We start from the raw sequence: 25978 nt of genomic DNA on the forward strand, positions 1-25978 counted from the left end.
ATGGGCCGCACCACGTTCCACACCGACCCGGTCGAGGCGCTGGCGGGCGTCGCGGACGGCGACACCGTCCTCGTCGGCGGCTTCGGCATGGCGGGCATGCCCGTCCGCCTCGTCGACGCGCTCATCGAGACCGGCGCCACCGACCTGACGATCGTGTCCAACAACGCCGGCAACGGCGAGACCGGCCTCGCGGCGCTGCTCAAGGCGCGGCGGGTGGCCAAGGTGATCTGCTCCTTCCCCCGCCAGGCCGACTCCTACGTCTTCGACGGCCTCTACCGCGCCGGCGAGATCGAGCTGGAGGTCGTGCCCCAGGGCAACCTCGCGGAGCGCATGCGCGCCGCCGGCGCCGGCATCGGCGCCTTCTACTCGCCGACCGGGGTCGGCACGCTGCTCGCCGAGGGCAAGGAGCAGCGCACCATCGACGGGAGGGACTACGTGCTCGAGATGCCGATCCGCGGCGACTGGGCCCTGGTCGCCGCACAGGCGGCGGACCCCATGGGCAACCTCGTCTACCGCAAGACCGCCCGCAACTTCGGACCGGTCATGGCCACCGCCGCGGCGACCACCGTGGTCGAGGTCCGCGAGACCGTGGAGCTCGGCGCGATGGACCCCGAGGCCGTCGTCACGCCGGGCATCTACGTCGACCGGGTGGTGACCGCGTGAGCGCGCTCCGCCTGGACGTCACCGGGGCGGTCGAGCACCCCGAGCCCCTCGACCGTGCCGCTCTCGCCGCGCGGGTCGCCCGCGACGTCCCGGACCACGCCTACGTCAACCTCGGCATCGGCCAGCCCACGACGGTCGCCGACCACCTCGACCCCCGGGCCGGCGTCGTCCTGCACACCGAGAACGGGATGCTCGGCATGGGCCGGGCCGCCCGGGAGGACGAGGTCGACCCCGACCTCATCAACGCCGGCAAGGTGCCCGTCGTGGAGCCGCCGGGGGCGTCGTACTTCCACCACGCGGACTCGTTCGCCATGATGCGCGGCGGCCACCTCGACGTCTGCGTGCTCGGCGCCTTCCAGGTCAGCGCCGCCGGCGACCTCGCCAACTGGCACACGGGTGCCCCCGACGCGATCCCCGCGGTCGGGGGGGCGATGGATCTCGCCATCGGCGCGAAGCAGGTCTTCGTGATGATGTCGCTGCTCACGAAGGACGGCACCCCGAAGATCGTCCCGAGCCTCACCTACCCGGCGACCGGGCTCGGGTGCGTCGACCGCGTCTTCACCGACCTCGGGGTCTTCGCCATCGACCACGAGCGGCAGACGGTCGTGCTGCTCGAGGCGTACGGCGCCAGCGCCGCCGACCTGGCCGAGCGCCTGGGCGGCTGACGCGCCGGGTGGGGGAGCGAGGGGTTTCCCCGTCGCGACGACGGCGGCGCGCTGCCTAGCGTCGCCGCCATGCGCCTGCGCCTCCCGCTCGCGGTCCTCCTCGCCGCCCCGCTGCTGGCCAGCGCCGGCGCGGGGCAGGTCCCGGCCGCCGCGGACGACCCGGGCGCCCTCGCCACCTCGTACGTCGCCCTGGGCGACTCCTACTCGTCGGGCACCGGCACCCGCGACTACCTCGCCGACGGCACCGACTGCCAGCGCTCGGCCCGCGCCTACCCGAGCCTGCTCGCCGCGGCCCGCGGCTGGTCGTTGAACCTCCGGGCCTGCTCCGGTGCCACGATCGGCGACGTCACCTCGACCCAGCTGTCCGCCCTCGGTGCCGCCACCGACCGGGTGACCGTCTCGGTCGGGGGCAACGACGCCGGGTTCGCCGACGTCCTCACCGAGTGCGCGCTGCCGGCGTGGGCCAGCGACTGCGACGCCGCCGTCGACGGCGCCCAGGCCTACGTGGCGGGCACGCTGCCCGGCGCGCTGTCGACCCTCTACGGCCGCATCCGCGCCGCGGCCCCGGACGCGCGGGTGACCGTGGTCGGCTACCCGCGGGTCTTCATGGGGGAGGACTGCGACGCCGGCACGTTCTTCTCGCCCGCCGAGCAGACCCGTCTCAACCGGACCGCCGAGGAGCTCAACGACCGGCTCTCGGCCGCCGCCTCGGCCCGCGGCTTCGCGTTCGCGGACCCGACGTCGGCGTTCACCGGGCACGCGGTCTGCGACGACGTCGAGTGGCTGAACGGTCTCTCGAACCCGGTCTCGGAGAGCTACCACCCGAACGTCGCCGGCCACCGCGACGGCTACGCCCCGCTCGTCGGCGGCGTGACGCCGACCAGCGCCGACGTCGCCGCCGCCCGGGCGTCGGAGGACGCGCTGGCGGCGCAGCAACGGCGCCACGCCGAGCAGGACGCACGCATCGAGCCGAAGCCGTTCACGGCACCCGACCTGACCTCGCCCGCCGTGCGCCGAGCGGCCCGTGCGGCGGGGGTGGACCTGTCCGACCCGAAATCGGTGCGCCGTGCGGACCGCCGCTACTCTTGGGAGCAAGAACGCGCCTGGCGCACCCAGCGGTAGAGAACCACCTGCGGGGCAGTCAGGACCTCCAGACCCTCGAGGATCGGAAGCCCTGTGGACGACCCCAATCTCGCCGTGTCCCCCCTCGTGTGGGGCATCACGGTAGCCGTGATCGTGGGCCTGCTGGCCTTCGACTTCATCTTCCACGTCCGCAAGGCCCACGAGCCGACCCTCCGCGAGGCAGCAGTCTGGTCCGCCATCTACGTCGGCCTCGCCGTCCTCTTCGGCGCCGTCTTCTGGTGGATCACGGCCGGACAGGGCTACGGCAGCACCTTCGGCGGCGAGTACTTCGCCGGCTACATCACGGAGAAGGCGCTCAGCGTCGACAACCTCTTCGTGTTCCTGGTCATCATGGCCAGCTTCAAGGTGCCGCGCGCCGACCAGCAGAAGGTGCTGCTGTTCGGCATCGTGTTCGCCCTCATCGCGCGATCGGCCTTCATCGCCGTCGGCGCCGCGCTGGTCGCGCAGTTCGTGTGGGTCTTCTACATCTTCGGCCTGATCCTCTTCTACACCGCGCTCACGCTGCTGAAGGACGACAGCGAGGACGACGCCGCGGACAACTTCGTCATCCGGTTCGCGACGAAGCGGCTGAACACCACCGACTACTACGACGGTGACAAGCTGTTCACGTACGAGAACGGCAAGCGGATGATGACGCCGATGCTGCTCGTGATGATCGCGATCGGCGGCACCGACCTGCTGTTCGCGCTCGACTCGATCCCGGCGATCTTCGGCCTCACGCAGGAGAGCTACATCGTCTTCACGGCCACGGCGTTCTCGCTGATGGGCCTGCGCCAGCTGTTCTTCCTCATCGACGGGCTGCTCGACCGCCTGATCTACCTGTCCTACGGCCTGGCGATCATCCTCGCCTTCATCGGCGTGAAGCTCTTCATCCACGCGCTGCACGAGAACGACATCTCCTGGATCAACGGCGGCGACCCGGTCCTCGACTGGGAGGTCAGCACGGGCCTCTCGCTCAGCGTGATCTGCGGCGTCCTCCTCGTCACGGTCATCGCCTCGCTCGCCAGCCCGAAGGGTCGCGAGATGGCGAAGCAGGGCAACGCCCGCGAGGAGAGCGGCCTCGCCACCCCCGAGGGCTCCAGCTCCTCGTCGTCCTCCGAGGACTCCGACGGGACCGCCGGCGGCGCGGGCCCGACGAACCTGGAGAAGAACGCGCCGACCGACGGTCGCTAGTCACGTGGCGCCGGCACTCGTCGGCCGCGCGGAGCTGCTGGAGCGGCTCCGCGGGCTGCTGGGTGCCGGCACCCCCGTCGCCCTCGTGGGACGGCGGGGGATCGGCACGAGCGCGCTGCTCGACGAGCTCGGCTCCCACCACGCCGCCGGCGGCGGGTGGGTGCTGCGCGTCGGGGGTGTCGCCGCCGAGCAGGGCCTGGCGCACGGCGCGGTCCGCGACCTGTTCGCCCAGCTGCCCGACGACCTGCGGGCGCCCGTCGACCCGGACCGGGTCGAGGACCCGCAGCGCCTCGCCCTGGAGCTGCTGCAGGCGCTCGCCGGCCGCACGCGGGTGCTGATCCTCGTCGACGACGGGCACCTCGTCGACACCGCCTCGCTGGGGGTCCTCGCCTACGCGTGCCGCAGGCTGAGGTCCGGCGTGGCGACCCTGGTCGCCCTCGACGCGGCCCACCCGGTGCCGGAGCAGCTCGACCTGCCAGGTCTGCGGGAGGTCGAGGTGCCGCCGCTCGACAGCGCCGCGACGATCGGGCTGCTCGCGCCGTACGGCGTGGGCCCGCGGGCCGCGCAGCGGCTGCACGTGGAGTCCGGCGGGGTGCCCGCCCTGGCGCTCGCCCTCGGCGGCGCCGTCGGCGACCGTCCCCTGCTGCTCGGGCGCCCCACCGGGGTGCCCGCCGAGCTCGAGCGGGCGCTCGGCGCCCGCATCGCCGCCCTGCCCGACGAGGTGGTCGGCACGCTCGTCTGCGTCGCGCTGCTGCTGCGACCGACCGTTCGCCAGCTGGAGCGCGCCGGCCGCGCCGACGCCGAGGAGGAGCTGCGGCGCGCCTCCCGCGTCGGCCTCGTGCGGCGCGACGACCCGACGGTCCGGCTGGTGCCCCCCGTGCTCGGTCGGCTGCTGGCGGAGCGCGCGGGTGCCGACGTCCGCGCCGCGTGGCACCGCCGGCTCGCCGAGGTCGCCACGTCGGAGGCCGAGCGGGCCCGCCACGTCGCCCTCGCCGACCCGCGCCCCGACGCGGACCTGGCCCGGGGCCTGGCCCGGCACGCCCACGAGGCGGCCGCACGCGGCGAGCGGGGCCTGGCGGCCGACCTCTGCCTCCTGGCCGCCCGGCACGCCACCGCCGGGCTGGCCGCGGAGCGCGCCGAGTGGTTGGCGCTGACGGTGGAGCACGGGGCCGTGGGTGACGCCACCCAGGCCGTCTACGACGCCCTCGAGGACTTCTGGGACGCGGCGCCCACCCCGGAGCAGCGGGTGCGGGTCCGGCTGTCGCTGCTGGAGCTGGCCGGCGCCGGCTCCACGACGATGGAGGAGGCCCTCACCGCGGCGCGCGCCGACGCCGGGACCGACGAGCGGCTCCTGGCCGACGTCCTGCTCCAGCGGGCGCGGTGGTCGATGGGCGACTCGAGGCCGGTCGAGGCCGGGCTGGCCGCCGAGGAGGGCGTCCGCCTGCTGCGCCGGGCGGGCGACGCCGCCGCGCTGGCCGCGGCCCTGCCCGTGCTGGCGGTCGCGCGGCGGTGGACGGGCCGCGGTGAGGTCGACGCGCCCCTGGAGGAGGCCCTCGCGCTCGGGGTGGAGCCCGAGACCGGCCGCGTGCACACCTCCCCGGCGTACATGGCGGCCCGCTTCGCGCTGTACGACGACCGGCTCGACGACTCCCTGACGCAGTTCCGTGCACTGCTCGCCCGCGCCGAACGCGGGCCGGCGGCCGACCGGATGCACCTGCTGCGCAGCCTCGTCGAGGTCGCGGTGCGACGCGGGGACTGCGAGACCGCGCTGCACCACGCCGGGCGGGCCGCCGCGCTCGCCGAGCAGCACGACGTCCCCCCGCACTCGGTCTGGTTCGTCTCGGCCCTGGCCGAGCTCGCCGGCGGGGGGCTCGACCGGGGCCTCGCGCTCGCCGTCCGCGGAGCCGAGGTCGCCGAGACCGAGCGCGACAACCGCTACCTGCAGCGGCACCTGATCCTCATCGGGCACGCGCGGTTGCGCCGGGGCGAGTCCGGTCCGGCGGCGGAGGCGCTGCGTCGTGTCGAGGCGATCGAGGAGGGACACCGCATCAGCGACCCCACGGTGAACCGCTGGCAGGCGGACCTGGTCTCGGCGCTGGTCGCCCTCGGGGACGCCGAGGGTGCGGCCGGCGTCCTCCTGCGGGCCCGTCGGGCCCTGGACGGCCGGCGGGGGACCGACGGCGTGGCCGCCCAGCTCGACCGGGTCGAGGCGGAGGTCCTGACGGCCCGCGGCGAGACCCAGGAGGCCTCCGTGCTGCTCGACCGCTCCGAGAAGGTGTGCCGCGACCTCGGGCTCGGCATCGACATCGGCCGCGCGATGCTGACGCGCGCCCACCTCGAGCGTCGTCGCCGTCGCGCCGCGGCCTCGCGGGAGGCGCTGGTGGCGGCCCACGCCCACTTCACCGGTCTCCGGGCCCGTCCGTGGGTCGCGCAGATCGAGGCGGAGCAGCAGGGCTCGGCCGGAGCCGGCCCCGCGCCGGGCGGGGACGGCGCGCTGTCCGCCCTCACCGACGCCGAGCGGGGGGTGGCCCTCGCCGTCGCCTCCGGGGCGACGAACCGGGAGACCGCCGAGCGGCTGTGGCTCAGCGTGAAGACCGTCGAGGCCGCCCTGACCCGGGTGTACCGCAAGCTCGGCGTGCGGTCGCGCACCGAGCTGGCGGCGCTGCTGCGCGAGCACGTCTGACCCGTCCCGCGGGACGGCGGGTGCGGCGCCGCGGCCGCTTCCCGGACGTTCCCGGACACCCTGCCGACCGGTCCGGACGCCGATCGGCCCCGAACGCCTGGACGGACGGGGAACCGTGCACCCGGTTCGGACCCGGAAAAAGCCGGACCCCTCGCCGCATGGGGTCGGCAAGGGGTCCGGTAGGGAAGACATTACCCCCTCCACACCAGGTGTTGTCAGCAGGGGTCCCCAAACATTTGACAAATGCATCTTTAGGTGGCCCGGACAACCGGTCGGTCACGGACGCCCCCGCTCGGTCATGGAGTCGCGTGTCACAGTGAGCGCATGCTCGACGACGCGCTGCTGTCCGGAGACCACCGCCGTCTGCTGGTCGGGGGTGAGTGGCGCGACGCGAGCGGCGGCGGGACCTTCGAGGTCCTCGACCCGGCCGACGAGTCGTTGCTCGCGACGGTCGCCGACGCGACCGTCGACGACAGCGTCGCCGCCCTCGACGCCGCCGTCGCCGCCCAGGCCGACTGGGCCCGCACGCCTCCGCGCGAGCGCAGCGAGATCCTCCGCGCGACCTTCGACGCGGTCACCGCGCAGACCGACCGGTTCGCGGAGCTGATGAGCCTGGAGATGGGCAAGCCGCTCGGCGAGGCGCGCGGCGAGGTCGCCTACGGCATGGAGTTCGTCCGCTGGTTCGCGGAGGAGGCGGTGCGCATCAGCGGCCGTTGGATGACGGCCCCCGCCGGCGGCACCCGGCTGCTCACGGTCCCCAAGCCCGTGGGGCCCTGCCTGCTCATCACGCCGTGGAACTTCCCCCTCGCGATGGGGACCCGCAAGATCGGGCCCGCGATCGCCGCCGGCTGCACCATGGTCGTCAAGCCGGCGCCCGCGACGCCGCTGACGATGCTCGCCCTGGCCGAGGTCCTCGGAGAGTGCGGCCTGCCGCCCGGCGTGCTCAACGTCGTCCCGACGACGTCCGACAAGGACATGAGCGTCCGGCTGCAGGACGACCCGCGCCTGCGGAAGGTCTCCTTCACCGGCTCCACCGCGGTGGGACGCACCCTCGTCCGGCAGTCCGCCGACCACCTGCAGCGGGTCTCGATGGAGCTCGGCGGCAACGCGCCGTTCCTCGTCTTCGAGGACGCGGACCTCGACGCCGCCGTCGACGGCCTGATGGCCGCCAAGATGCGCAACATGGGCCAGGCGTGCACCGCGGCCAACCGCATCATGGTGCACTCCTCGATCGCCGAGGAGTTCTCGCGCAGGGTGGCCGAGAGGATGGGCGCCCTGACGGTGGGCCGGGGCCAGGACGACGGCGTCGACATCGGTCCGCTGGTGAACCGCGCCGCCGTCGACAAGGTCGCCGACCTCGTCGCCGACGCGGTCTCGGCGGGCGCCGAGGTGCTCGTCGGTGGCGACCGGCCCGACGGCCCCGGCTACTTCTACCCGCCGACCGTGCTGCGGGGCGTCCCCGTCGAGGCGCGCATCACCCGCGAGGAGGTCTTCGGCCCGGTCGCGGCGATCACCACCTTCGAGACCGAGGACGAGGCCGTCGAGCGCGCCAACGACACCGAGTACGGGCTGTCGTCGTACGCGTTCACCAACGACGTCGCCCGGACGATCCGACTCGCCGAGCGCCTGGAGTACGGGATGCTCGGCGCCAACGCGGGCCTGGTCTCCAACCCGGCCGCACCGTTCGGTGGTCTGAAGGAGAGCGGCTACGGCCGGGAGGGCGGCTTCGAGGGGATCGAGGAGTACCTCGAGACCACCTACGTGGTGATCCCCGTCGACTGACCCGCCGGCGTCGCCCCGTCGGGGCGGTCGCGCTCGAGACCTGCGGTGGCGCCCTTCACCGAGCGACCGATGAGCTCGCCGAGGTCGAGCCCGGTGGAGTTGCGCAGCATCTCCAGCGTCTGCACGACGTTCTCGTTCACCTGCTTGGGCAGGGCGCCGGCGCCGTCGGTCGAGACGACGGTGAGCTTGTCGATGGCGCCGATCGGGGCCGCGACCTCCTTCGCGATCTGCGGCAGCACCTCGATGAGCATCTGCAGGACGGCGGCGTCGTTGTACGACGCGAACGCCTCGGCCCGCTTGTCCATCGCCTCGGCCTCCGCCGAGCCGACGGCCAGGGTCGCCGCGGCCTGCGCCTCGCCCTCGGCCCGGAGCGCCTCGGCCTCGGCCGTCCTGCGCGCCTTCTCGGCGGCACCGCGGCGCTCGCCCTCGATCGCCTCCGCCTCGGCCAGCGCCGAGCGCCGGGCCTTCTCGGACTCACCGGTCAGGCGGGCCTCCTCGGCCTTCGCCTGGGCGGCGGCGATGGACGACGCCTTGCGCGCCTCGGCCGCGGCGATCTCGGCGGTGCGCTTCGCCTCCGCCTCCTGCTCCACCCGGTAGCGCTGGGCGTCCGCGGGCTTGCGGACCTCGGTCTCCAGGTTGCGCTCCGTCAGCGACGCCTGCCGCACGGCGACCTTCTCCTGCTCGGTGAGGATCGCCTGGTCGCGGTCGGCCTGCGCCAGCGGACCGGAGGCCGCGGCGCGCGCGGAGGCGGCGTCCGTCTCGGCCTTGATCTCGGCCTGCTTCAGCGCGAGCGCGCGCTGCGAGACGGCGATCTCCTCCTCCGCCTTGATGCGCGCCTGCTCGGCGGCCTGGCGGGCGTTCGCCTCGGCGATGGACGCCGCCTGCCCGATGCGGGCGGCCTCGGGACGACCGAGGTCGGCGAGGTAGGAGCCGTCGTCGGTGACGTCCTGGATCTGGAAGGTGTCGAGGATGAGCCCCTGGCCGGTCAGCGAGTTCTCGGACTCGTCGGCCACACGCTGGGCGAACGCGGCGCGGTCGCGGATGATCTGCTCGACGGTGAGGCCGCCGACGATGGAGCGCAGCGCACCCGCGAGGACCTCCTGGGTGAACGGCTCGACGTCCTGCTGCTGCGAGAGGAAGCGCTGGGCTGCCAGGCGGATCTGGTCGGCGTTGCCGCCGACCTTCACGATGGCGACGCCCTCGACGTTCAGCTTGATGCCCTGACCGGACACGGCGCCACGGATCTGCACCGAGATCCTGCGGCTCGAGAGGTCCATGGTGGCGAGCTTCTGCACGAACGGGATGACGAACACCCCGCCCCCGAGCACCACCTTCTGGCCCGACAGGTCGGTCGACAGCTGGCCCGTCTCCGGGTTCAGCACGGCCTTGCCCTTGCGACCGGTGACGATGAACGCCTGGTTGGGCCCCGCGACCTTGTAGCGGCTGGTGACCAGCAGGACGACCAGCACCACCAGGGCGACGAAGCCCAGGATCGCGATCAGGGTGGGTGAGAGCATCAGGTCTCCTCAGGTGTCCCGAGCTGCTGCTCGAGGGTGTCGGGCCACAGTGGGGCGACGGTGACGGCGGTCGGCGACAGGACGCCGGTGACGTGGACCTCCGCCCCGGTGGGCAGCGCCTGCTCGGCGCGGGCGTTGAACCGGAGCAGATGACCGCCCCGGCGGACGGTGACGACCCCGAGGCCGTCGGCGGGGATGGGGGAGACGACCCGGGCGTCCCAGCCCAGGACGTCCTCGGTCGAGGGGGTGTCCTCGGTGCCGCCGGACCGCACGAGGCGCGTCAGCCAGGCGGCGAAGGCTCCGAAGACGACGCCGGCTCCGACGCCGGCGGCGGTCGCGACCGGGGTGGCGAGGCCCTGGGCCTCGGCGATCGCGCCGCCGAAGCCGAGGGCGGCGACGAACGCGCCGACGACCTCGGTGGAGAACCAGTCGCCGGCCACGCCGTCGAGGACGCCCTCGAGCAGCTCGCCCACGAGCAGCGAGAGCAGGAGCACGACGAGACCGCACGCGCCGATGACCAGGAACGTCGTCATGGCTGGCGGACCCCCGTCCTCCGTCGGCTGCGGCGACGGGTTCCTACCGTAGTCGTCGCCGTCCCAAACCTGTGGACGGGCTGTCCCGGGCGCAGCAGCGATTCACGCCGCCGTCACGAAGGCGTGGGATCGTGGGCGCATGGTCAACGCCACCGACCGCGAGCGCGGTCGCCCCGCCCCGCCGACCACCGTCGTGCTGTTCGGCGCGACCGGCGACCTGTCGCGCCGCAAGCTCCTGCCCGGCCTGCTCCACCTGATCTCGTCGGGCCTGATGCCGAACGTGCAGATCGTCGGGACCTCCCTGGACGACTTCACCCGTGACTCGTTCATCGCCTTCGCCCGGGAGGCGATCGAGGAGTTCGAGCCGGGCGTGACCGAGGACCAGTGGGCCGACTTCGCCAAGCGCCTCTACTGGGCGCCGGGCGCGACGACCGACGCCCTGCGCGACGCGGTGGCGGAGGCCGAGGCCGACTGCAGCGAGCCGCAGCAGCGCCTGCACTACCTGTCGGTGCCGCCGAACGCGGCGCTCGCCGTCCTGCACCGCCTGCGCGACGCCGGGCTCACCGAGCGTGGACGGGTCGTGATGGAGAAGCCGTTCGGGACGAACCTCGAGTCGGCCAAGCTGCTGAACTCCGCCGTCCACGAGGTCTTCGACGAGGAGCGGGTCTTCCGCATCGACCACTTCCTCGGCAAGGAGGCGGCGCTCAACATCCTCGCCTTCCGCTTCGCCAACGGTCTGTTCGAGCCGATCTGGAACCGCACGATGATCGACCACATCCAGATCGACGTCCCCGAGACGCTCGGGCTGGAGCAGCGGGCGTCGTTCTACGAGGCGACCGGCGCCTACCGGGACATGGTCGTCACCCACCTGTTCCAGGTGCTCGCGTTCACGGCGATGGAGGCCCCGACCGCCCTCGACCCGCAGTCGATCACCGAGGAGAAGTACAAGGTCTTCCGGTCGATGCTGCCGATCCAGGCCGAGGACGTCGTCCGCGGCCAGTACGCCGGCTACCGCGACGAGGAGGGCGTCGACCCCGAGTCGGAGACGGAGACCTTCATCGCGCTGAAGTGCTACGTGGACAACTGGCGCTGGGCCGGCGTCCCGTTCTACCTGCGCACCGGCAAGAAGCTCGCCGAGGGCCAGCGGATCATCTCGGTGGCGTTCAAGGAGCCCCCGCAGTCGATGTTCCCCGACGGCTCCGGCGTCGGGCAGCACGGCCCCGACCACCTGACCTTCGACCTGTCGGACCGCCCCCGGATGAGCCTGTCGTTCTACGGCAAGCGCCCGGGCCCCGGCTTCCGCCTCGACAAGGTCTCGATGCAGTTCAGCATGGACGAGACCTCGTGGCAGGGCTCGGTGCTCGAGGCCTACGAGCGCCTCATCCTCGACGCCTCGAAGGGCAATCGGACGCTCTTCAACTCCGCCGAGGGTGTCGAGCGGCTGTGGGAGATCTCCGAGGCCCTCGTGGAGGACCCCCCGCCCGTGCGTCCCTACGAGCCCGGCTCCTGGGGTCCGAACCAGATCCACCAGCTCGTCGCCCCCCGCGCCTGGCGCCTGCCGTTCGAGCGCAAGTGGCGGGAGAAGAAGAAGGCCGACCAGGACTGAGGTCGGGGCGGGCGCTGCCGGCCCCGCCCGTCCCAGGCCGCGACCCCGGGACGACGTGCGGCTCTACAACCAGGTCATCGACCGGCCGTGGCCGTGGGTCCAGGCCACGGCTCGGCCGTCGAGCGCGAGGACGAACGTCGCGAGGTCGGCGGGGACGGCGGGACCGGTGGCGGTCAGGGTCGGCAGCACGTCCTTGCCCTCGTTGCTCAGCCAGTGGCAGGCGCCGTCGGCGACGAGGTCGGTCATCATCGAGACGAACGCCTCCCGCTCCTCGGCGGTGAGGTAGGCCGCGACCGCGCTGTGCTGGACGACGACCCGGCCGTGGGCGCGGGCCATCGCCACGAGCGCCGGCAGCTCGGCGAGCAGGTCGCCGCGGACCAGCACGGGCGGGTCGGCGCGCGCGACGGCGACCGCCTCGGCGAGGCGGACCCGGCGGTCCTCCTGCTCGGGCCACACCAGGGTCGCGAGCCAGGCCATCGCGTCGTCGTCGGTCACGTCGAGCGGGTTGAGGTCGATGCCCCCGCGCCAGGCGAGCCTCGGCGCCGAGGCCGGGTACGGCGGCGTCCCGGCGACGCGGCAGTCCAGCCGCGGGCCCTCGGCGCCGAGCTCGACGGGCTCGCCGACGTCCACGCCGTCGGCGGTCGGCTGCCAGCGCACCCGCACCCGGTCGGGGTAGAGGCAGAGCCCGGCGCTGGCGCCGACCTCGACGAGCGCCAGCGGCCCGGGCGTCGCGGCCGCGACGAGGCCGAGCGCCGGGAGCAGCGTCGCCACCCGGCCCACCTCGTTCGTCTGCGTCGAGCGGGCGCGGACCGTCTCGGCGACGGTGCCGTCGTCGCCCAGCAGCGCGTCGCGCAGGGCGGCGTACGGCGCGGGCGCGGCCAGTCCGTGCCAGCGCGCCGCGGCGAACACGAGGTTCGGCTGCCGCTTCGGCACCGGGAGGTCGGCGAGCCAGGCGAGGACCTCGCGGTCCTCCGCGGCCCCGCGGGCCCAGGCGGCGAAGCACGGGGAGTCACCGTCGGCGTACGCCGCGAAGTCGGCGTACTGCTCCGCGACGTCGGCGTGGACCTGCACCGCTGGAGCCTAGACAGGCAGGCTCAGGCCGCGTCCGTGAGCGAGCGGGGGGTGCGGCCGAGCAGGGCGAGCAGACGGAGGTCGGCCGGGACGCCCCCGGGCAGCAGCAGGGGAGCGGCGAACCGCCGGCCCCGGTCGGTGGGCCGCACGGTGAGGGCGGCGACCGGCAGCAGCGCCGCCGCCAGGTCGGCGGGCACGGCCCCGCCCTCGCCGGTGGCCTGGCCGACGTCCCAGCCGTGGACCGTGATCTCCAGCGCGGCGGTGCCCACGAGCAGCGGGGCGTCCATCGGCAGGTCCCCGACCAGCACCGGGGTGGTCCGGGGCAGCGCGGCCCACAGCCCGAGCAGGTGGCACGCCTTGCGCTGCAGCCGCCCGAGCCGGGCCTCCACGCCCGGCTCGGCGACGGAGCCCGGGGTGCGGACCGGCGTCGTCGCGACCAGCCCCGCCGACGCCTCCGTGAAGGCGTCGAGGGCGTCGTCCATGTGCCACAGCAGGTCGTCGAGGTCCCACCGGGCGCACGGCGTCGGCCGGTGCAGGTGCGCCGGCCGGACGGCGGCCAGCGCCGTGCGGGTGTGCCCGAGCGACCGCTCCAGCAGCTCGACCGCCCGCGACAGGCGCGGGTCGGCGGTCACGACCCGTGGACGGCGGCGATCCGCTCGGCGCCCTCCGGGGCCAGCGCGGCGCGAGGGCCGCCGTCGTCGCCGCGCCAGTCGGCGGGCAGCCGCTCGGGCAGGCCGAAGGTGGCGAACAGCTCGGTCTCGAAGAACGCCCCGACGTGGCGCACCCGGTCGCCGTCCAGGTCGAGGACCTGGAGGTGGAACGGCGTGAAGTCGCCGTCGGGGGTGCGCATGTACAGCGCGAACGCCGGCTGGCCGTTGGCGCTGATCGGCAGCATGACCATGTCGTGGACGCCGCCCGGGCAGGCGGTCGCGATGAGCTCGCCGATGGTCTGCGCGCCGACGTACCAGCCCACGAACGGCGGCATCTCCCAGACCGCGTCCGCCTTCAGCAGCCCGACGATCGCGTCGACGTCCTTCTTCCAGAACGCCTCGACGTAGGCGTCGAGCATCCGCCGCTGGTCGGCGGTGAGCTCGTCGCCGACGGTGTCCTCGGTGAGCGCTCGCTCCTTCATCTGCGCGTGGGCGCGCTGGAGGGCGGAGTTCACGGCGGCCACCGTCGTCTCCAGGGCGTCGGCGACCTCGGCCGCGCTCCAGCGCAGCACGTCGCGCAGGATCAGGACGGCGCGCTGGCGCGCGGGGAGGTGCTGCAGGGCGGCGACGAACGCGAGGCGGATCGAGTCACGCTCGCCGACGACCACGGCGGTGTCCGGCACGGGCTGCAGCCACGGCACCTCCTCGTCGGACACGAGCTCGTCGGAGGCCAGCGAGTCCGCCGTCCCGAGCCCGGTCGGCAGCGGCCGCTTGGGGCGCCCCTCGAGGTTCGTCAGGCACACGTTCGTCGCGATCCGGTAGAGCCAGGTCCGCACCGAGCTGCGGCCGCTGAAGGTGCCCTGCGACTTCCAGGCGCGCATCAGGGTCTCCTGCACCAGGTCCTCGGCCTCGTGGGTCGAGCCGCTCATCCGGTAGCAGTGCGCGTGCAGCTCGCGCGAGTAGCGCTGCGTGAGGGTGTCGAAGTCGTCGAGCTCGCTGGTCATGGTCTGGGTCACCTGTCAGCTCCGGTTCCTGGGTGGTCGTCAGTCTGCCCACACCAACCGACCGGGGTCGATGCCCGAACTCATCGCAGATCGGTCACGAATCTCCCCAGCGATGTCCCGGGCGATCTCCCGGGCGCCCCGCTCACCGCCCGGCGAACGACCACACCAGCAGCTCCGCGCCCCGCGTCAACCGGACACGGACGCCACCCGCCTCGTGGAGCCGGACGGCGTCCCCCTCGTCGAGGCCGACACCGTCCTCGAGGCCCGCCGCCCCGCGGGCGACGTACACGTGCAGCAGCGGCGCCTCGGGCAGGACGAGGTCGACGGCGGGCTCGGTCCCGCACCCGGCCACCCACAGGGTCGCCCCCGCCACCCCGACGCCGGCGGGTCCGCCCGCCCCCGCGACGGGCACGAGCCCGGACGACGCCGGGGCGGTCGCGCCCTCCACCCGCGCGTACGACGGCCGCGCCCCCGCCTCGTCCGGCCGCAGCCACGTCTGCACGAACCGGGTCGGCCCGGCGCCGGCGTCCCCGGTCTCGCTGTGCACGACCCCCGACCCGGCCGACAGCACCTGCGCCTGGCCGGGGCCGAGGACGCCGAGCGCCCCGGCGCCGTCCAGGGAGGGGGAGCGGTGCACGAGCGCCCCGTCGAGGACCCAGGTGACGACCTCGAGGTCGGAGTGGGGGTGGTCGGCGTACCCCGCCCCCGGCGCGAGCCGGTGGTCGTCGTGGCAGACCATCGGCCCGAACCCCAGGTTGGCGGGGTCGTAGTACGCGCCGAACGAGAACGAGTGGGTGGCCCACGCACCCGGGGAGTGCTCCTCGGACGGACGGTCGTCGCCGCGCCGGACGTCACGGGCGTCGGGGCCGGCGGGCGGAAGCGTCACCGGGCCATCGTCGCGTCTACCCTGTCCACCATGTCCAGCAGCACCCCCGAGACGTCCGCGCCGGGCACCACCTCCGCGCAGGACGGCTCCACCCCCCTCCCCGAGCCGGCCCCCGGCGGCAAGCGCCGCGTGGTGTTCGTGGTCGGGTCCGGCCGCAGCGGCACCTCCACCTTCTCCGGCACCCTGCAGACGCTCGGGATGCACGTCCCGCAGCCCGAGGTCGCCGCCGACGAGACCAACCCGCGCGGGTTCGGCGAGCCCCGCTGGGTCGTCGACCTCCACAACGACCTGCTCGCGCGGGTCAACGTGCAGGTCTCCGACGCCCGCCCGTCCGCCTGGTTCGAGACCGGCAAGCAGTCGACCAACGAGGCCCTGCGCGCCCGGATCCACGAGTGGCTCGAGCAGCAGTTCGCCGAGGGCGGCGACGAGCTCGTCATCAAGGACCCGCGCCTGGCCTGGTACCTCGGCCTGTGGCGCTCCGCCGCGCTCCGCGCCGGCGCGACCTGCTCGCACGTGACGATGCTGCGCCCGGTCACCGAGGTGGTCGGCAGCAAGCAGAAGTACTACGCCAAGCGCTTCGGCGAGGTGAACCGCGTCGCGGCGTGGGTGAACATGATGCTGCACACCGAGCGCTCCACCCGCGGCTCGCTGCGCGCGTTCGTCCGGTACGCCGACATGCTCGACGACTGGACCGTGCCCGTCCACGACATCGGCGAGCGCTTCGACCTCCACGCGGTCCGCTCGGCCACCGCGAAGGACATCCGCAAGGTCCACCAGTTCATCGACCCGACCCTGCGCCGCGTGCAGCTGACCTGGGACGACGTCCCCGTGCCGCCGCGCCTGCGCGAGCTCGCGGACGGCACCTGGAACGCGCTGGACGCGCTCGCCACCCCGGGCGGCGACACCCCCGAGCGGCACGCGGAGCTCGACGAGCTGCGCCAGCGGTTCACCGAGGCCTACGAGGAGGCCGAGGCGATGTCGCAGTCGACGGCCATCGCGGCGCAGCGCGCCGGCGCGGCCACCGAGCGCGAGCGTCTCGGCGGCGGGCAGGGCGCCCCGGCCCCCGGCGCACCCGCCGAGGGCGGACGTCTCGCCGACAAGGTGCCGCACTCCGTCCGCGCGATGGTCCCGGCGGGGGCGCGCCGCCGCGTCCGCGCGGCGCTGAACCGCCAGCGATGACCGCCGTCCTCGGCACGGCCGGCGACTCCGCGGCCAACCGGGAGGGCGACGCCGACTTCGACATCGTCTGGCCCTGGTCGCGCCCGCAGCGCGCCGGCACGGGCATCGTGCTGCGGGTCAAGGACGAGGCCCGCTCCATGCCGTGGGTGCTGCCCCCGCTGCTGCGCACCGCAACCGAGGTCGTGCTCGTCGACAACGAGTCGTCCGACGGCACGCCCGACGTCGCCCGCCGTGTCGCCGAGGAGGCCGGGCTCTCGGACCGTCTGACGGTGACGTCGTACCCGTTCCGCGTCAGCCGCTGCGGCCCCGAGCACCTCCACACGCCGGCCGACTCCGTGCACTCCCTCGTCTGGTTCTACTCGTGGTCGTTCGCGCACCTGTCGACGACGTACTCGGTGAAGTGGGACGGCGACATGGTGCTCACGCAGGAGGGCGAGGAGCTCCTGCGCGAGCTCGCGTGGCGCCTGCCCGGCCGCGACGCCGTCCTCTACGTGCCGCGCCACAGCCTGTACGTCGAGTCCGACCGCGTCGCCTACCTCGACCTGGGGCTGTTCAACGCCGAGCCGTTCGGCTACCCGATGGGGCCGTCGTACCCGCACGTGAAGGCGTTCGAGTGGGAGCTGCGGATCCACCCCGAGGGCGTGGACCACGTGAAGCTGCCCGAGGGCACCTGCCTGGAGCTGAAGTACCTCGACTCCGACGAGTTCGCCCACTGGACCGACGTCGACGCGTTCGCCACCAGCCAGCGCACGCGGCGCAAGCGCCGCGAGCACCAGCTGTTCACGGATCTCGTCGAGGGTCGCTGGGAGTCGCACGCCGCGAGCGGGCTGCACCGCATCGAGGTGCCGGCGGGCTCCGACGCCCACGTCGTGGACCACGTCACCGACGTGTGGCTGCCGGCCGCGGAGCGTCCGCTCGTCGACCCGTCGCTGCGCCGGCTGACCGCCCAGGACCGCCCGCGCGGGGGGCGGGCCGCGTCGTGAGCGCCGTCAGGCCCCCCGGTGCCGTCGACATCGCGAACCTCGAGGGCCACGAGGGGTACGACGTCCGCTGGGCGTGGTCGGACGGCCCGCTCGAGACGGGGCTGACCTGCGTGTTCCGGGTCAAGGACGAGGCCCGCAACCTGCCGTGGGTGCTGCCCGGGATCCTCCGGGCGGTGCAGGCCGTCGTCCTCGTCGACAACGGCTCGAGCGACGGCACGCTGGACGTCGCCGCGCGCGTGGCCGCCGAGCAGGGTGCGACCGACCGGGTCACGCTGCTGGAGTACCCCTTCGCCGTCAGCCGGGCGGGCACCGAGAACCTCGCGACCCCCGCGACGTCGGTCCACAGCCTCACGCACTTCTACAACTGGTCGTTCTCGCACGTGCGGACGTCGTACTCGATGAAGTGGGACGGCGACATGGTGCTCACCGAGGAGGGCGTGCGCACGCTCGCCGACCTCGCCTGGCAGCTGGAGGGCTCCGGCGCGGTCGCGCTGGTGCCGCGGCACTCGATGACGGTGGTGTCGGAGTCCGAGGCCTGGATCGACCTCGGCGTCGACTTCCGCGAGCCGTGGATCTACCCGATGGGCCCGGAGTACGTGCACAAGAAGGCGTTCGAGTGGGAGCTCCGGGTCTTCCCGGAGGACACCGAGCGCATCCACCTGCCGCCCGGCATGTGCGTGGAGCTGAAGTGGCTGGACGCCGACGAGTTCGCCCACTGGAGCAGCACGGCCTTCAGCGAGGTGCGCATCCCGCGCAAGCGCCGCGAGTGGCAGGTCGACCGCGCGATCCGCGAGGGCCGCCCGGAGTCGGTCTTCGGACTCACCCGCGTCGTCGCCCCGCCCGGCGTCCACGTGGTCGACCACGTCGTCCGCGACTGGCTCCCCCGCGCCCCCCGCCCCCTCGTCCGCCGCGACCCCGACGCGGAGCCCGACGCGGTCTGACGCTCGCCACCGCCGGTCGAGGTGCGAACGGCGTCGACACCGCTGGTTGAGGTGCGAACGGCGGAGACACCGCTGGTTGAGGTGCGAACGGCATCGACCGCTGTTTGAGGTGCGAACGGCGTCGACGCCGCTGGTTGAGGTGCGAACGGAGTGAGCCTCGAAACCCGGTGACGTCCACAGGCCTCGTCGTCACCACGGGCTGTGGAGGACCCGGTCGCTCGCGCGACGGTGACCCCAGACTGCGGGCATGCCCCACACCTACGTCCTGCGCTGCGCCGACGGCAGCTACTACGTCGGGAGCACCATCGACCTGGAGCGCCGCCTGTGGGAGCACAACCACGACGACGAGCTGGGTGCCGCCTACACCCGCCGACGACGCCCGGTGGTCCTGGTGTGGGCGGCGGAGTACGAGTCGATCGCGGAGGCCTACGCGTTCGAGAAGCGGGTCCAGGGCTGGAGCCGTGCGAAGAGGGAGGCGCTGATCCGGGGCGACTTCGCCGGTCTGCCGGCGTTGAGTCGGCGCAGAGCGGTCCAGGCGCGTGAAGCCGGCGAGGCCTGACGTCCGACCGTGCCCCGCCGGGTTTCGAGGCTCACTTCGTTCGCACCTCAACCAGCGGCGGAGCGCTCGTGGCTCGACAGCAGCGAGGGCGGTGCGGGCGACGGTCAGGCGGGGGGTGGGTCCGGGCGGGTGGAGCGGTGCAGGGAGCCCTCGAAGAAGACGACGAAGTGGCGGTCGCCCAGCTGCTGGGAGGTGACGGCGTGGACGAGGTCCGTCTCCGCCGACTCGCCGGCGGTGGCGACGAAGCTGATCCAGTCCTCCGGCGTGATCGCGATGGTGACGCCGCCGGACTCGGCGAGGCCGGGTCCGAGGACGCGGGCGCCGACGCGGGCCACCATGGCGTTCCAGGCCTCCTGCGGGTCGGGGAGCGGCGCGGTGACGTTCTCGCTGTGCACCGGGTCGCTCAGGTCGGCGGCCGCGAAGGCGGCGCCGGTGAAGAGCATGCGGGCCAGCCAGTCGACGTACGGGACGCGCGCCTCGCGCCACTCCCGGTCGAAGCGGACGCGGGCCTCCGCCTCCCAGCACGTGCCGTCGACGTCGGTGCCGCGGCAGGCGACGAGGAGCTCGTCGATCCCGTCGGCCGCGACGTCGGTGGCGAGGCGGGTCACGAAGACCTCGGCGGCCGCGTAGGGCAGGTCGCGGTCGTGCAGCGCACGGAGCCGCCGCGGGAGCTCCCGCGCCAGCTCGTGGAGGTACGACACCTCGTCCATTCGGGCAGTATGCCTGTACTGGCAAGATCCGCCTATGGTCAAGGCCCCCCAACCCAGTGGTACCGGACCGTTGCGCGGCGTGCGGGTGGTCGAGATCGCGGGGATCGGACCCGGTCCCCACGCCTGCACGATCCTCGCCGACCTCGGTGCGGACGTCGTCCGGCTGGAGCGTCCGGGGGGCGGTGCGGTGAGCTCCGGACCGACCGACCTGCTCACCCGCGGCCGCCCGAGCGTCGGCATCGACCTCAAGCACCCGGAGGCCGTCGGGCTCGTCCTCGACCTCGTCGAGCACGCCGACGTCCTCGTCGAGGGCATGCGGCCCGGCACCACCGAGCGGCTCGGCCTCGGCCCCGAGGACTGCTGGGCGCGCAACCCGGCCCTGGTCTACGGCCGCATGACCGGCTGGGGCCAGGACGGTCCGCTCGCGCCGTACGCCGGCCACGACATGAACTACGTCGCCCTCAGCGGTGCGCTCCACGGCCTCGGGCAGGACCCCGACCGTCCGCACTTCCCCATGAACCTGCTCGGCGACTTCGGCGGCGGGTCGACCTACCTCGTCATCGGCGTGCTCGCCGCGCTGCTCGAGGCGAAGGTGTCCGGCCGGGGCCAGGTCGTCGACGCGGCCATCACCGACGGCACCGCGCACCTCAACGCGATGACCCTGGGGTTCCTCGCCGGCGGCGGGCACGTCGAGCGGCGGGCGTCGAACTTCCTGGACGGCGGGCAGCCCTACTACGACCTCTACGCTACCGCCGACGGGCGCCACATGAGCGTCGGACCGCTGGAGCCGAAGTTCTACGACGAGTTCTGCCGGCTGCTGGGGATCGCCGACGTGGCGCCGGACCGGTGGGACCCCCAGCGGGCCGACGAGCTCCGCCGGCTGATCGCGGGCCGCTTCGCCCAGCGGACGATGGCCGACTGGACCGCCGTCTTCGAGCACACCGACGCCTGCGTCGCGCCGGTGCTCACGATGGCCGAGGCCGCCGAGCACCCCCACAACGTCGCCCGGGGCACCCTCGTCGAGCGGGACGGCGTCCTGCAGCCCGGGCCGGCGCCGAGGTTCTCGCGCACCGAGCCCACCCTCACCACCGGACCCACCTCGCCGGGCAGCGGCACCCGCGACACCCTCGCCGCCTGGGGCGTCGACGACCTGGACGGGCTGCTCGACCGCGGGGTCGTCACGCAGACGTGAACACGTCGCCGTCGCCGCGTGGTGTCGTGTTCGGCGCCGCGTCACCGGGGCGCGATGGCCTGGGGGCCGTGATCACGCGACGGACCACCCTCACGGGGGCCGCGGCCCTCCTCGGCGTCCTCGGCGGGACCGGTCTCGGCGCGGGGCGCGCCGGTGCCCGCGACCCCGGCCCGCTCCTCGGGCCCGCCCTCGGCGAGGACCTCCACCTCATGACCTGGAACGTCCGGGTGCCGCAACCGGGCACCCGGCCGGGTGAGTCGGACCACTGGGGCGACCGCGCGCCGTACGTCGTCCGGCTGCTCGCCGAGGAGCAGCCGACCGTGCTGGCGCTGCAGGAGGTGACGGGGGCGCACCTGGACGCCCTCGCGGAGGCGCTGCCGTCGCACCGCCTGCTCGGCTTCGGGTACGGCGAGGAGACCCTCGCCGGCTACCCCGTGCTGTCGTACGACGCCGACCGGCTCGAGGTGCTCACCTGGGGTCGCTCGACGCTGTCGGCGACGCCGACGGCGGTGGACTCCCGCGGCTGGGGCAACCGCTTCGCCCGGAGCCTGGTCTGGGCGCGGGCGCGCGACACGACGACCGGCCGCGTGCTCGGCCTCGTCGTCACCCACCTCGACCACGAGTCGGAGCTCGCCCGGGTCCTGGGCGCCCGGCTCGTCCGCGACCGGGTCGACGACCTCGACTGCCCGACGCTGGTGCTCGGCGACTTCAACGCCGCCGCCGGCGCGAGCCTGCCGTACGCCGTGCTCACCGGGGACGGCGTGCTCCGCGACACCTGGACGTCGGCCGACACCCGGATCACCCCCGCGTGGGGCACCTTCCCGAGCTACGGGCCACCGGTCCGCGGCGAGCGGCGCATCGACTGGCTCCTCGCGACCGAGGAGGTCACCGTCGCGAGGTCGGCGATCAACGCCACCCGCTACTCCGCGGCCACCGGCGAGCGCTGGCCCAGCGACCACACCCCCGTCCAGGCGCTCGTCCGGCTCGTCTGAGCCGGAGGAGACGCAGACCACATCGCCCGCCTGGCCTACGATCCCGCCATGCGCACGCCCCGTCCCGCCGCGCTCGCGGGCACCCTCGCCGGTCTCGTCGTCACCGCCGCCCTCGCGGGCTGCGCCCCGGTCGACGAGTCGACCGGCGCCGGCTCCGACGGCGGCGGCGAGGCGGCCTCCTGCGAGCCCGGCGACCTGCCCACGCTGGAGGCCGGCACCCTCACGATCGCGACGGACACGCCCGCCTACCCGCCGTACTTCGTCGACGACGACCCGACCAACGGGGACGGCTTCGAGTCGGCCGTCGCGTACGCCGTCGCCGAGCAGCTCGGCTACGCCCCGGACGACGTCACCTGGGTCGAGGTCCCGTTCGACAACTCCTACGCGCCGGGTCCGAAGCGCTTCGACTTCGACATCAACCAGATCTCGATCACGCCCGAGCGCGAGCGTGCCGTCGACTTCTCGGAGGGCTACTACACCGCGAACCAGGCCGTCGTCGTGCTGGAGGACGACGCCCCGGAGATCGCGTCGCTCGACGACCTGAAGGGCCTCGAGCTGGGGGCCCAGTCCGGCACGACCAGCCTGACCGCGATCCGCGAGGCCATCCAGCCCGACGCCGACCCGCTGGTGTTCCGCAACACCAACGCGGCGACGCAGGCGCTGCAGAACGGCCAGGTGGAGGCGATCGTGGCGGACCTGCCCACGGCGCTCTTCATCACCGCGGCCCAGCTGGACGGCGGCGCGGTGGCCGGCCAGTTCGAGTACTCCGGCGGCGAGCCGGAGGAGTTCGGCCTGCTGCTGGAGAAGGACAGCCCGCTGACGCCGTGCGTCGACGAGGCCGTGGCCACCCTCCGTGAGGACGGGACCCTCGGCGACCTCGAGCAGGAGTGGCTCTCCGAGTCGGTCGACGTGCCCGTGCTGCAGTGACCTCCCCGGTGACCCCGGCCGCGAGGGGCTGGACGCCGTCGGCGCACGAGGTCGAGCGCCGGGCCGTCCGCCGACGCCTGCGGCGCCGCGGCACGCTCGTCGCCGGCGTCGCCACGGTCGTCGGCCTCGGCCTGCTCGTGACGGTCGTCGTGCTCTCCCCGGGCTGGCCGCGCGTGCAGGAGACCTTCCTGTCGCCGTACCACGCACGGCAGGCGCTGCCCGCGATCGCCGAGGGCTTCCTGCTCAACGTGGCCATGTTCATGGTCGCGGAGCCGCTGATCCTCCTGCTCGGGACGGCGGTCGCCGTCGTCCGCGGGACGACCTCGCCGTGGCTGACCCCTCTCCGCCTGCTCGCGGTGGCGTACGTCGACCTGTTACGCGGCCTGCCGACGCTGCTGGTCGTCTTCCTCTTCGCCTTCGGCATCCCCGCGCTGCAGCTGCAGGGCGTGACGACCAGCCTGTTCTGGCTCGCGACCGCCGCCCTGGTGCTCTGCTACGGCGCGTACGTCGCCGAGGTGATCCGCGCGGGCATCGACTCGGTGCACCCCTCCCAGGTCGCCAGCGCCCGCTCGCTGGCGCTCAGCCAGTCGCAGGTCATGCGGTTCGTCGTCCTGCCGCAGGCGGGCCGCCGCGTCGTGCCGCCGCTGATGAACGACTTCGTCTCCCTGCAGAAGGACACCGCCCTGGTCGCCTCCGTCGGCGTGTTCGAGGCGCTGTTCGCCGCGCAGGACTACGGCAACTACAACTTCAACTACACCCCGCTGCTCGTGGCGGGGTTGTTCTTCGTGGCGCTGACCATCCCGCTGGCGCGCCTGACCGACTGGCTCGGCCGGCGGGTCGCCGAGCGGGAGCGTGGCGGACGGTGAGCGCTCCCCTCCTCGAGGTGCGGGGCCTGCGCAAGACGTACGGCGACCGGGTGGTCCTCGACGGCCTCGACCTCGCCCTCGACGCCCACGAGGTCGTCTGCCTGATCGGGGCGTCCGGGTCGGGCAAGTCGACGCTGCTGCGCTGCGTGAACCTGCTGGAGTCCGTGGACGACGGGGAGGTCCTGCTCGACGGCCGCGAGGTCACCGACCCCGAGGTCGACCCCCGGGAGGTCCGCAGGGACGTCGGCGTCGTCTTCCAGGCCTACAACCTGTTTCCCCACCTCACGGCGCTGGACAACTGCACACTGGCCCCCGTGCGGGTCCACGGCGTCCCTCGGGCCGAGGCTGTCGAGCGCGCCCGGGGCCTGCTGGAGCGCTTCGGGCTGGGCGCGCAGGCCGACGTCCACCCCGACCGCCTGTCCGGCGGTCAGCAGCAGCGGGTGGCGCTCGTCCGGGCGCTGTGCACCCAGCCGCGCCTGCTGCTGCTCGACGAGATCACCGCGGCGCTGGACCCCGAGCTGGTCGGTGACGTGCTGGAGCTCGTGCGCGCCGAGGCCGAGGCCGGCATGACGATGCTGATCGCCACGCACGAGATGGCGTTCGCCCGGGAGGTCGCCTCCCGGGTCGCCTACCTGCACGCGGGCCGGGTCCACGAGGTCGGGCCCCCCGCCCAGGTGCTCGGTGACCCGCAGGAGGAGGCGACGCGCCGGTTCCTGCGCCGCGTCCTGCCCGAGCGTCCGCCGGGGGCGCCGTGAGCACCGCCCGACGGCCGTACCGGTCCGTGGTGCGCGAGCAGCGCGCCGCGGAGACGCGTGAGGAGGTGGTCGACGCGGCGGGCCGCTGCTTCGAGGAGGTCGGCTGGTCCGGCACCACCATGTCCGGGATCGCGAGGACGGCGGGGGTGTCGGTGAAGACCGTGCACGCCGTCGGCTCCAAGGCGGACCTGCTCGTGGAGGCGTTCCGCGTCCGCTACGTCGGCGGGGGCGGGTGGGTGTCCATCACGGAGGAGAGCGAGGGCGCCGCGCTGCTCGCGGTGACCGACCCGGTCGAGGCCGTGGCCACGATGACCGCCTGGATCGGGAACGCCCACCGGGCGTCGGGTCGGCTCTGGTACGTGCTGCGCACCACCGCCCTGGTGGAGCCGACGGTGCGCAGGCAGCAGGACGACCTGATGCGCTACAAGCAGGAGTCGTACGGCCTGCTCGCCCGGAAGCTGCTCGACCTCGGGGTCGTCCCGGCCGAGGAGGTCCCCGAGCACCTGATGGACCGCTTCGTCGCCCTGCTCAACCTCGTGATGTCGGCCGAGACCTACGTGCAGCTGGTCTGGGACTCGGGCTTCACGCACGAGCAGTACCTTGCGTGGGTGCGCGCCGCCATCCCGACCATCCGGCCCTGCTGAGGACCGGCCGTGGCCGACGACTCGCGGCCCTACCGGTCCGCCGTCCGCGAGCAGCGGGCCGCCGAGACCCGCGGGCGGGTCCTGGAGGCCGCGGCCCGCTGCTTCGTCGAGCACGGCTGGGCGGGGACGACGATGACCGCGATCGCCCGCGAGGCGGGGGTGTCGACGAAGACGGTCCACGACACGGGCACCAAGGCGTTCCTGCTGCTCGAGGCCTTCAGGGTCCGCTACGTCGGCCGCGGCGGCTGGGCCGCCATCACCGACGACCCCGAGACGGCGGCCCTCCTCGAGATCACCGACCCCCGGGAGGCGCTCGCCGTGGCCGTCGACTGGCTGGCCACCGCCCACGCCCGCTCCGCCGACCTGTGGTTCACGCTGCGGGCCACGGCCCGCTTCGACCCGCAGCTCGACGCGGCGTACGCCGAGCACCTGAGGCTCAAGACCGTGACCTTCCGCGAGACCGCGGAGTGGCTGCTGCGCTGCGGCGTCGTCCCGGCCGCCGCGGTGGACGACGAGCAGCTCGACCGGTTCGCGAGCCTGGTCGCCGTCGCCATGGGCGCGGAGACCTACGTGCAGCTGGTCCACGACCACGGCTACACCGACGAGCAGTACCGCGCCTGGCTGCGGCGGACGATCCCGGCGCTGCGCCCCTGAGGCCCGCGGCCCGGCCCGGCGGCCACGGTCAGCGCCGACTGTGGTGCGCGGGTCGTCGAATTCGGTACAGTCGTGCTGCGCCGAATCGCCGGCCGCGCCGCCATGGGGCCGGCGCGAGCCGATCAGCCGGGGGGTCTCCTGGGGGGAGGCCGGGCGTCGGGTCCAGCACCCGGCGCCCGGCGGCCGCCCTCCGTTCACGG

Annotated in this window: 25 protein-coding genes; 18 read left to right on the plus strand and 7 right to left on the minus strand. The window is 74.1% G+C overall.

Annotation, left to right across the window (positions count from 1 at the left end):
- From MJ876_RS15385 to MJ876_RS15410, 6 genes are all read left to right on the plus strand, one after another.
- Positions 1–663: a 3-oxoacid CoA-transferase subunit A gene (locus MJ876_RS15385; protein ID WP_240237592.1), complete on the plus strand. Its 663-nt coding sequence runs from the start codon at positions 1–3 to the stop codon at positions 661–663.
- A gap of 11 nt (positions 664–674) precedes the next feature.
- The gene (locus MJ876_RS15390) at positions 675–1328 is read left to right on the plus strand and encodes a 3-oxoacid CoA-transferase subunit B (protein WP_240237759.1); all 654 of its coding nucleotides are present in this window, start codon (positions 675–677) and stop codon (positions 1326–1328) included.
- A 69-nt stretch (positions 1329–1397) separates the two neighbouring features.
- Positions 1398–2450, plus strand: coding sequence for an SGNH/GDSL hydrolase family protein (locus MJ876_RS15395; protein WP_240237594.1), 1053 nt, complete (start codon positions 1398–1400; stop codon positions 2448–2450).
- A gap of 54 nt (positions 2451–2504) precedes the next feature.
- The gene (locus MJ876_RS15400) at positions 2505–3644 is read left to right on the plus strand and encodes a TerC family protein (protein ID WP_240237596.1); all 1140 of its coding nucleotides are present in this window, start codon (positions 2505–2507) and stop codon (positions 3642–3644) included.
- Between the two features lie 4 nt (positions 3645–3648).
- Positions 3649–6327 carry a LuxR family transcriptional regulator gene (locus tag MJ876_RS22305; protein ID WP_240237598.1) on the plus strand — a complete coding sequence of 893 codons (2679 nt, stop codon included), beginning with the start codon at positions 3649–3651 and terminating at the stop codon, positions 6325–6327.
- 324 nt (positions 6328–6651) lie between these two features.
- Positions 6652–8109, plus strand: coding sequence for an NAD-dependent succinate-semialdehyde dehydrogenase (locus MJ876_RS15410; RefSeq protein ID WP_240237600.1), 1458 nt, complete (start codon positions 6652–6654; stop codon positions 8107–8109).
- Here MJ876_RS15410 and MJ876_RS15415 read toward each other — a convergent pair.
- Positions 8085–9626, minus strand: coding sequence for a flotillin family protein (locus MJ876_RS15415; RefSeq protein ID WP_240237602.1), 1542 nt, complete (start codon positions 9624–9626; stop codon positions 8085–8087). The two genes, MJ876_RS15410 and MJ876_RS15415, sit on opposite strands and share 25 nt — an antisense overlap.
- Positions 9626–10159 carry a hypothetical protein gene (locus MJ876_RS15420; RefSeq protein WP_240237604.1) on the minus strand — a complete coding sequence of 178 codons (534 nt, stop codon included), beginning with the start codon at positions 10157–10159 and terminating at the stop codon, positions 9626–9628. Before MJ876_RS15420 ends, MJ876_RS15415 begins: the two co-directional genes overlap by 1 nt.
- Before the next feature lie 139 nt (positions 10160–10298).
- On the opposite strand from MJ876_RS15420, the gene zwf reads away from it, so the two are divergent.
- On the plus strand, positions 10299–11765 hold the full coding sequence (gene zwf, locus MJ876_RS15425; RefSeq protein WP_240237607.1) for a glucose-6-phosphate dehydrogenase: 1467 nt from the start codon (positions 10299–10301) through the stop codon (positions 11763–11765).
- Between the two features lie 63 nt (positions 11766–11828).
- On the opposite strand, the gene MJ876_RS15430 is transcribed toward zwf, so the two are convergent.
- The 4 genes from MJ876_RS15430 to MJ876_RS15445 all read right to left on the minus strand — a co-directional run bounded on the left by MJ876_RS15430 (position 11829) and on the right by MJ876_RS15445 (position 15376).
- Positions 11829–12836, minus strand: a complete 1008-nt coding sequence (locus MJ876_RS15430) for a DUF2332 domain-containing protein (protein ID WP_240237608.1) — start codon at positions 12834–12836, stop codon at positions 11829–11831.
- Between the two features lie 23 nt (positions 12837–12859).
- Positions 12860–13468, minus strand: a complete 609-nt coding sequence (locus tag MJ876_RS15435) for a TIGR03086 family metal-binding protein (protein WP_240237610.1) — start codon at positions 13466–13468, stop codon at positions 12860–12862.
- Positions 13465–14502, minus strand: coding sequence for a sigma-70 family RNA polymerase sigma factor (locus tag MJ876_RS15440; protein ID WP_240237612.1), 1038 nt, complete (start codon positions 14500–14502; stop codon positions 13465–13467). The genes MJ876_RS15435 and MJ876_RS15440 overlap by 4 nt, the downstream gene beginning before the upstream one ends.
- A 130-nt stretch (positions 14503–14632) precedes the next feature.
- The gene (locus MJ876_RS15445; RefSeq protein ID WP_240237614.1) at positions 14633–15376 is read right to left on the minus strand and encodes a pirin family protein; all 744 of its coding nucleotides are present in this window, start codon (positions 15374–15376) and stop codon (positions 14633–14635) included.
- Positions 15377–15406: 30 nt separating this feature from the next.
- On the opposite strand from MJ876_RS15445, the gene MJ876_RS15450 reads away from it, so the two are divergent.
- The 4 genes from MJ876_RS15450 (at position 15407) to MJ876_RS15465 (ending at position 19038) form a co-directional block, all read left to right on the plus strand.
- Positions 15407–16555 carry a sulfotransferase family protein gene (locus MJ876_RS15450; protein ID WP_240237616.1) on the plus strand — a complete coding sequence of 383 codons (1149 nt, stop codon included), beginning with the start codon at positions 15407–15409 and terminating at the stop codon, positions 16553–16555.
- The gene (locus tag MJ876_RS15455; protein WP_240237618.1) at positions 16552–17538 is read left to right on the plus strand and encodes a hypothetical protein; all 987 of its coding nucleotides are present in this window, start codon (positions 16552–16554) and stop codon (positions 17536–17538) included. Before MJ876_RS15450 ends, MJ876_RS15455 begins: the two co-directional genes overlap by 4 nt.
- Complete coding sequence (locus MJ876_RS15460; RefSeq protein ID WP_240237620.1) at positions 17535–18479, plus strand: hypothetical protein; 945 nt, start codon at positions 17535–17537, stop codon at positions 18477–18479. Before MJ876_RS15455 ends, MJ876_RS15460 begins: the two co-directional genes overlap by 4 nt.
- Positions 18480–18726: 247 nt before the next feature.
- On the plus strand, positions 18727–19038 hold the full coding sequence (locus MJ876_RS15465; protein WP_240237622.1) for a GIY-YIG nuclease family protein: 312 nt from the start codon (positions 18727–18729) through the stop codon (positions 19036–19038).
- Positions 19039–19142: 104 nt separating this feature from the next.
- On the opposite strand, the gene MJ876_RS15470 is transcribed toward MJ876_RS15465, so the two are convergent.
- Entirely contained in the window at positions 19143–19748 is a 606-nt protein-coding gene (locus MJ876_RS15470) for a hypothetical protein (protein ID WP_240237624.1), read from the minus strand.
- A 79-nt stretch (positions 19749–19827) separates the two neighbouring features.
- On the opposite strand from MJ876_RS15470, the gene MJ876_RS15475 reads away from it, so the two are divergent.
- The 7 genes from MJ876_RS15475 to MJ876_RS15505 all read left to right on the plus strand — a co-directional run bounded on the left by MJ876_RS15475 (position 19828) and on the right by MJ876_RS15505 (position 25778).
- Positions 19828–20940, plus strand: coding sequence for a CaiB/BaiF CoA-transferase family protein (locus MJ876_RS15475; protein WP_240237626.1), 1113 nt, complete (start codon positions 19828–19830; stop codon positions 20938–20940).
- A 68-nt stretch (positions 20941–21008) separates the two neighbouring features.
- Positions 21009–21932, plus strand: a complete 924-nt coding sequence (locus tag MJ876_RS15480; protein WP_240237628.1) for an endonuclease/exonuclease/phosphatase family protein — start codon at positions 21009–21011, stop codon at positions 21930–21932.
- A gap of 48 nt (positions 21933–21980) precedes the next feature.
- Positions 21981–22859: an ABC transporter substrate-binding protein gene (locus tag MJ876_RS15485; RefSeq protein ID WP_240237630.1), complete on the plus strand. Its 879-nt coding sequence runs from the start codon at positions 21981–21983 to the stop codon at positions 22857–22859.
- Positions 22856–23725 carry an amino acid ABC transporter permease gene (locus tag MJ876_RS15490; RefSeq protein WP_240237632.1) on the plus strand — a complete coding sequence of 290 codons (870 nt, stop codon included), beginning with the start codon at positions 22856–22858 and terminating at the stop codon, positions 23723–23725. The genes MJ876_RS15485 and MJ876_RS15490 overlap by 4 nt, the downstream gene beginning before the upstream one ends.
- Entirely contained in the window at positions 23722–24480 is a 759-nt protein-coding gene (locus MJ876_RS15495) for an amino acid ABC transporter ATP-binding protein (RefSeq protein WP_240237634.1), read from the plus strand. Before MJ876_RS15490 ends, MJ876_RS15495 begins: the two co-directional genes overlap by 4 nt.
- Positions 24477–25124 (plus strand): TetR/AcrR family transcriptional regulator, encoded by a 648-nt coding sequence (locus MJ876_RS15500; protein WP_240237636.1) that lies wholly within the window; start codon positions 24477–24479, stop codon positions 25122–25124. The genes MJ876_RS15495 and MJ876_RS15500 overlap by 4 nt, the downstream gene beginning before the upstream one ends.
- A gap of 9 nt (positions 25125–25133) precedes the next feature.
- Positions 25134–25778: a TetR/AcrR family transcriptional regulator gene (locus MJ876_RS15505; protein ID WP_240237638.1), complete on the plus strand. Its 645-nt coding sequence runs from the start codon at positions 25134–25136 to the stop codon at positions 25776–25778.
- The last annotated feature ends 200 nt before the right edge of the window (positions 25779–25978 follow it).

The sequence above is a fragment of the Nocardioides sp. CFH 31398 genome (assembly GCF_022436705.1).
Classification (GTDB): domain Bacteria; phylum Actinomycetota; class Actinomycetes; order Propionibacteriales; family Nocardioidaceae; genus Nocardioides.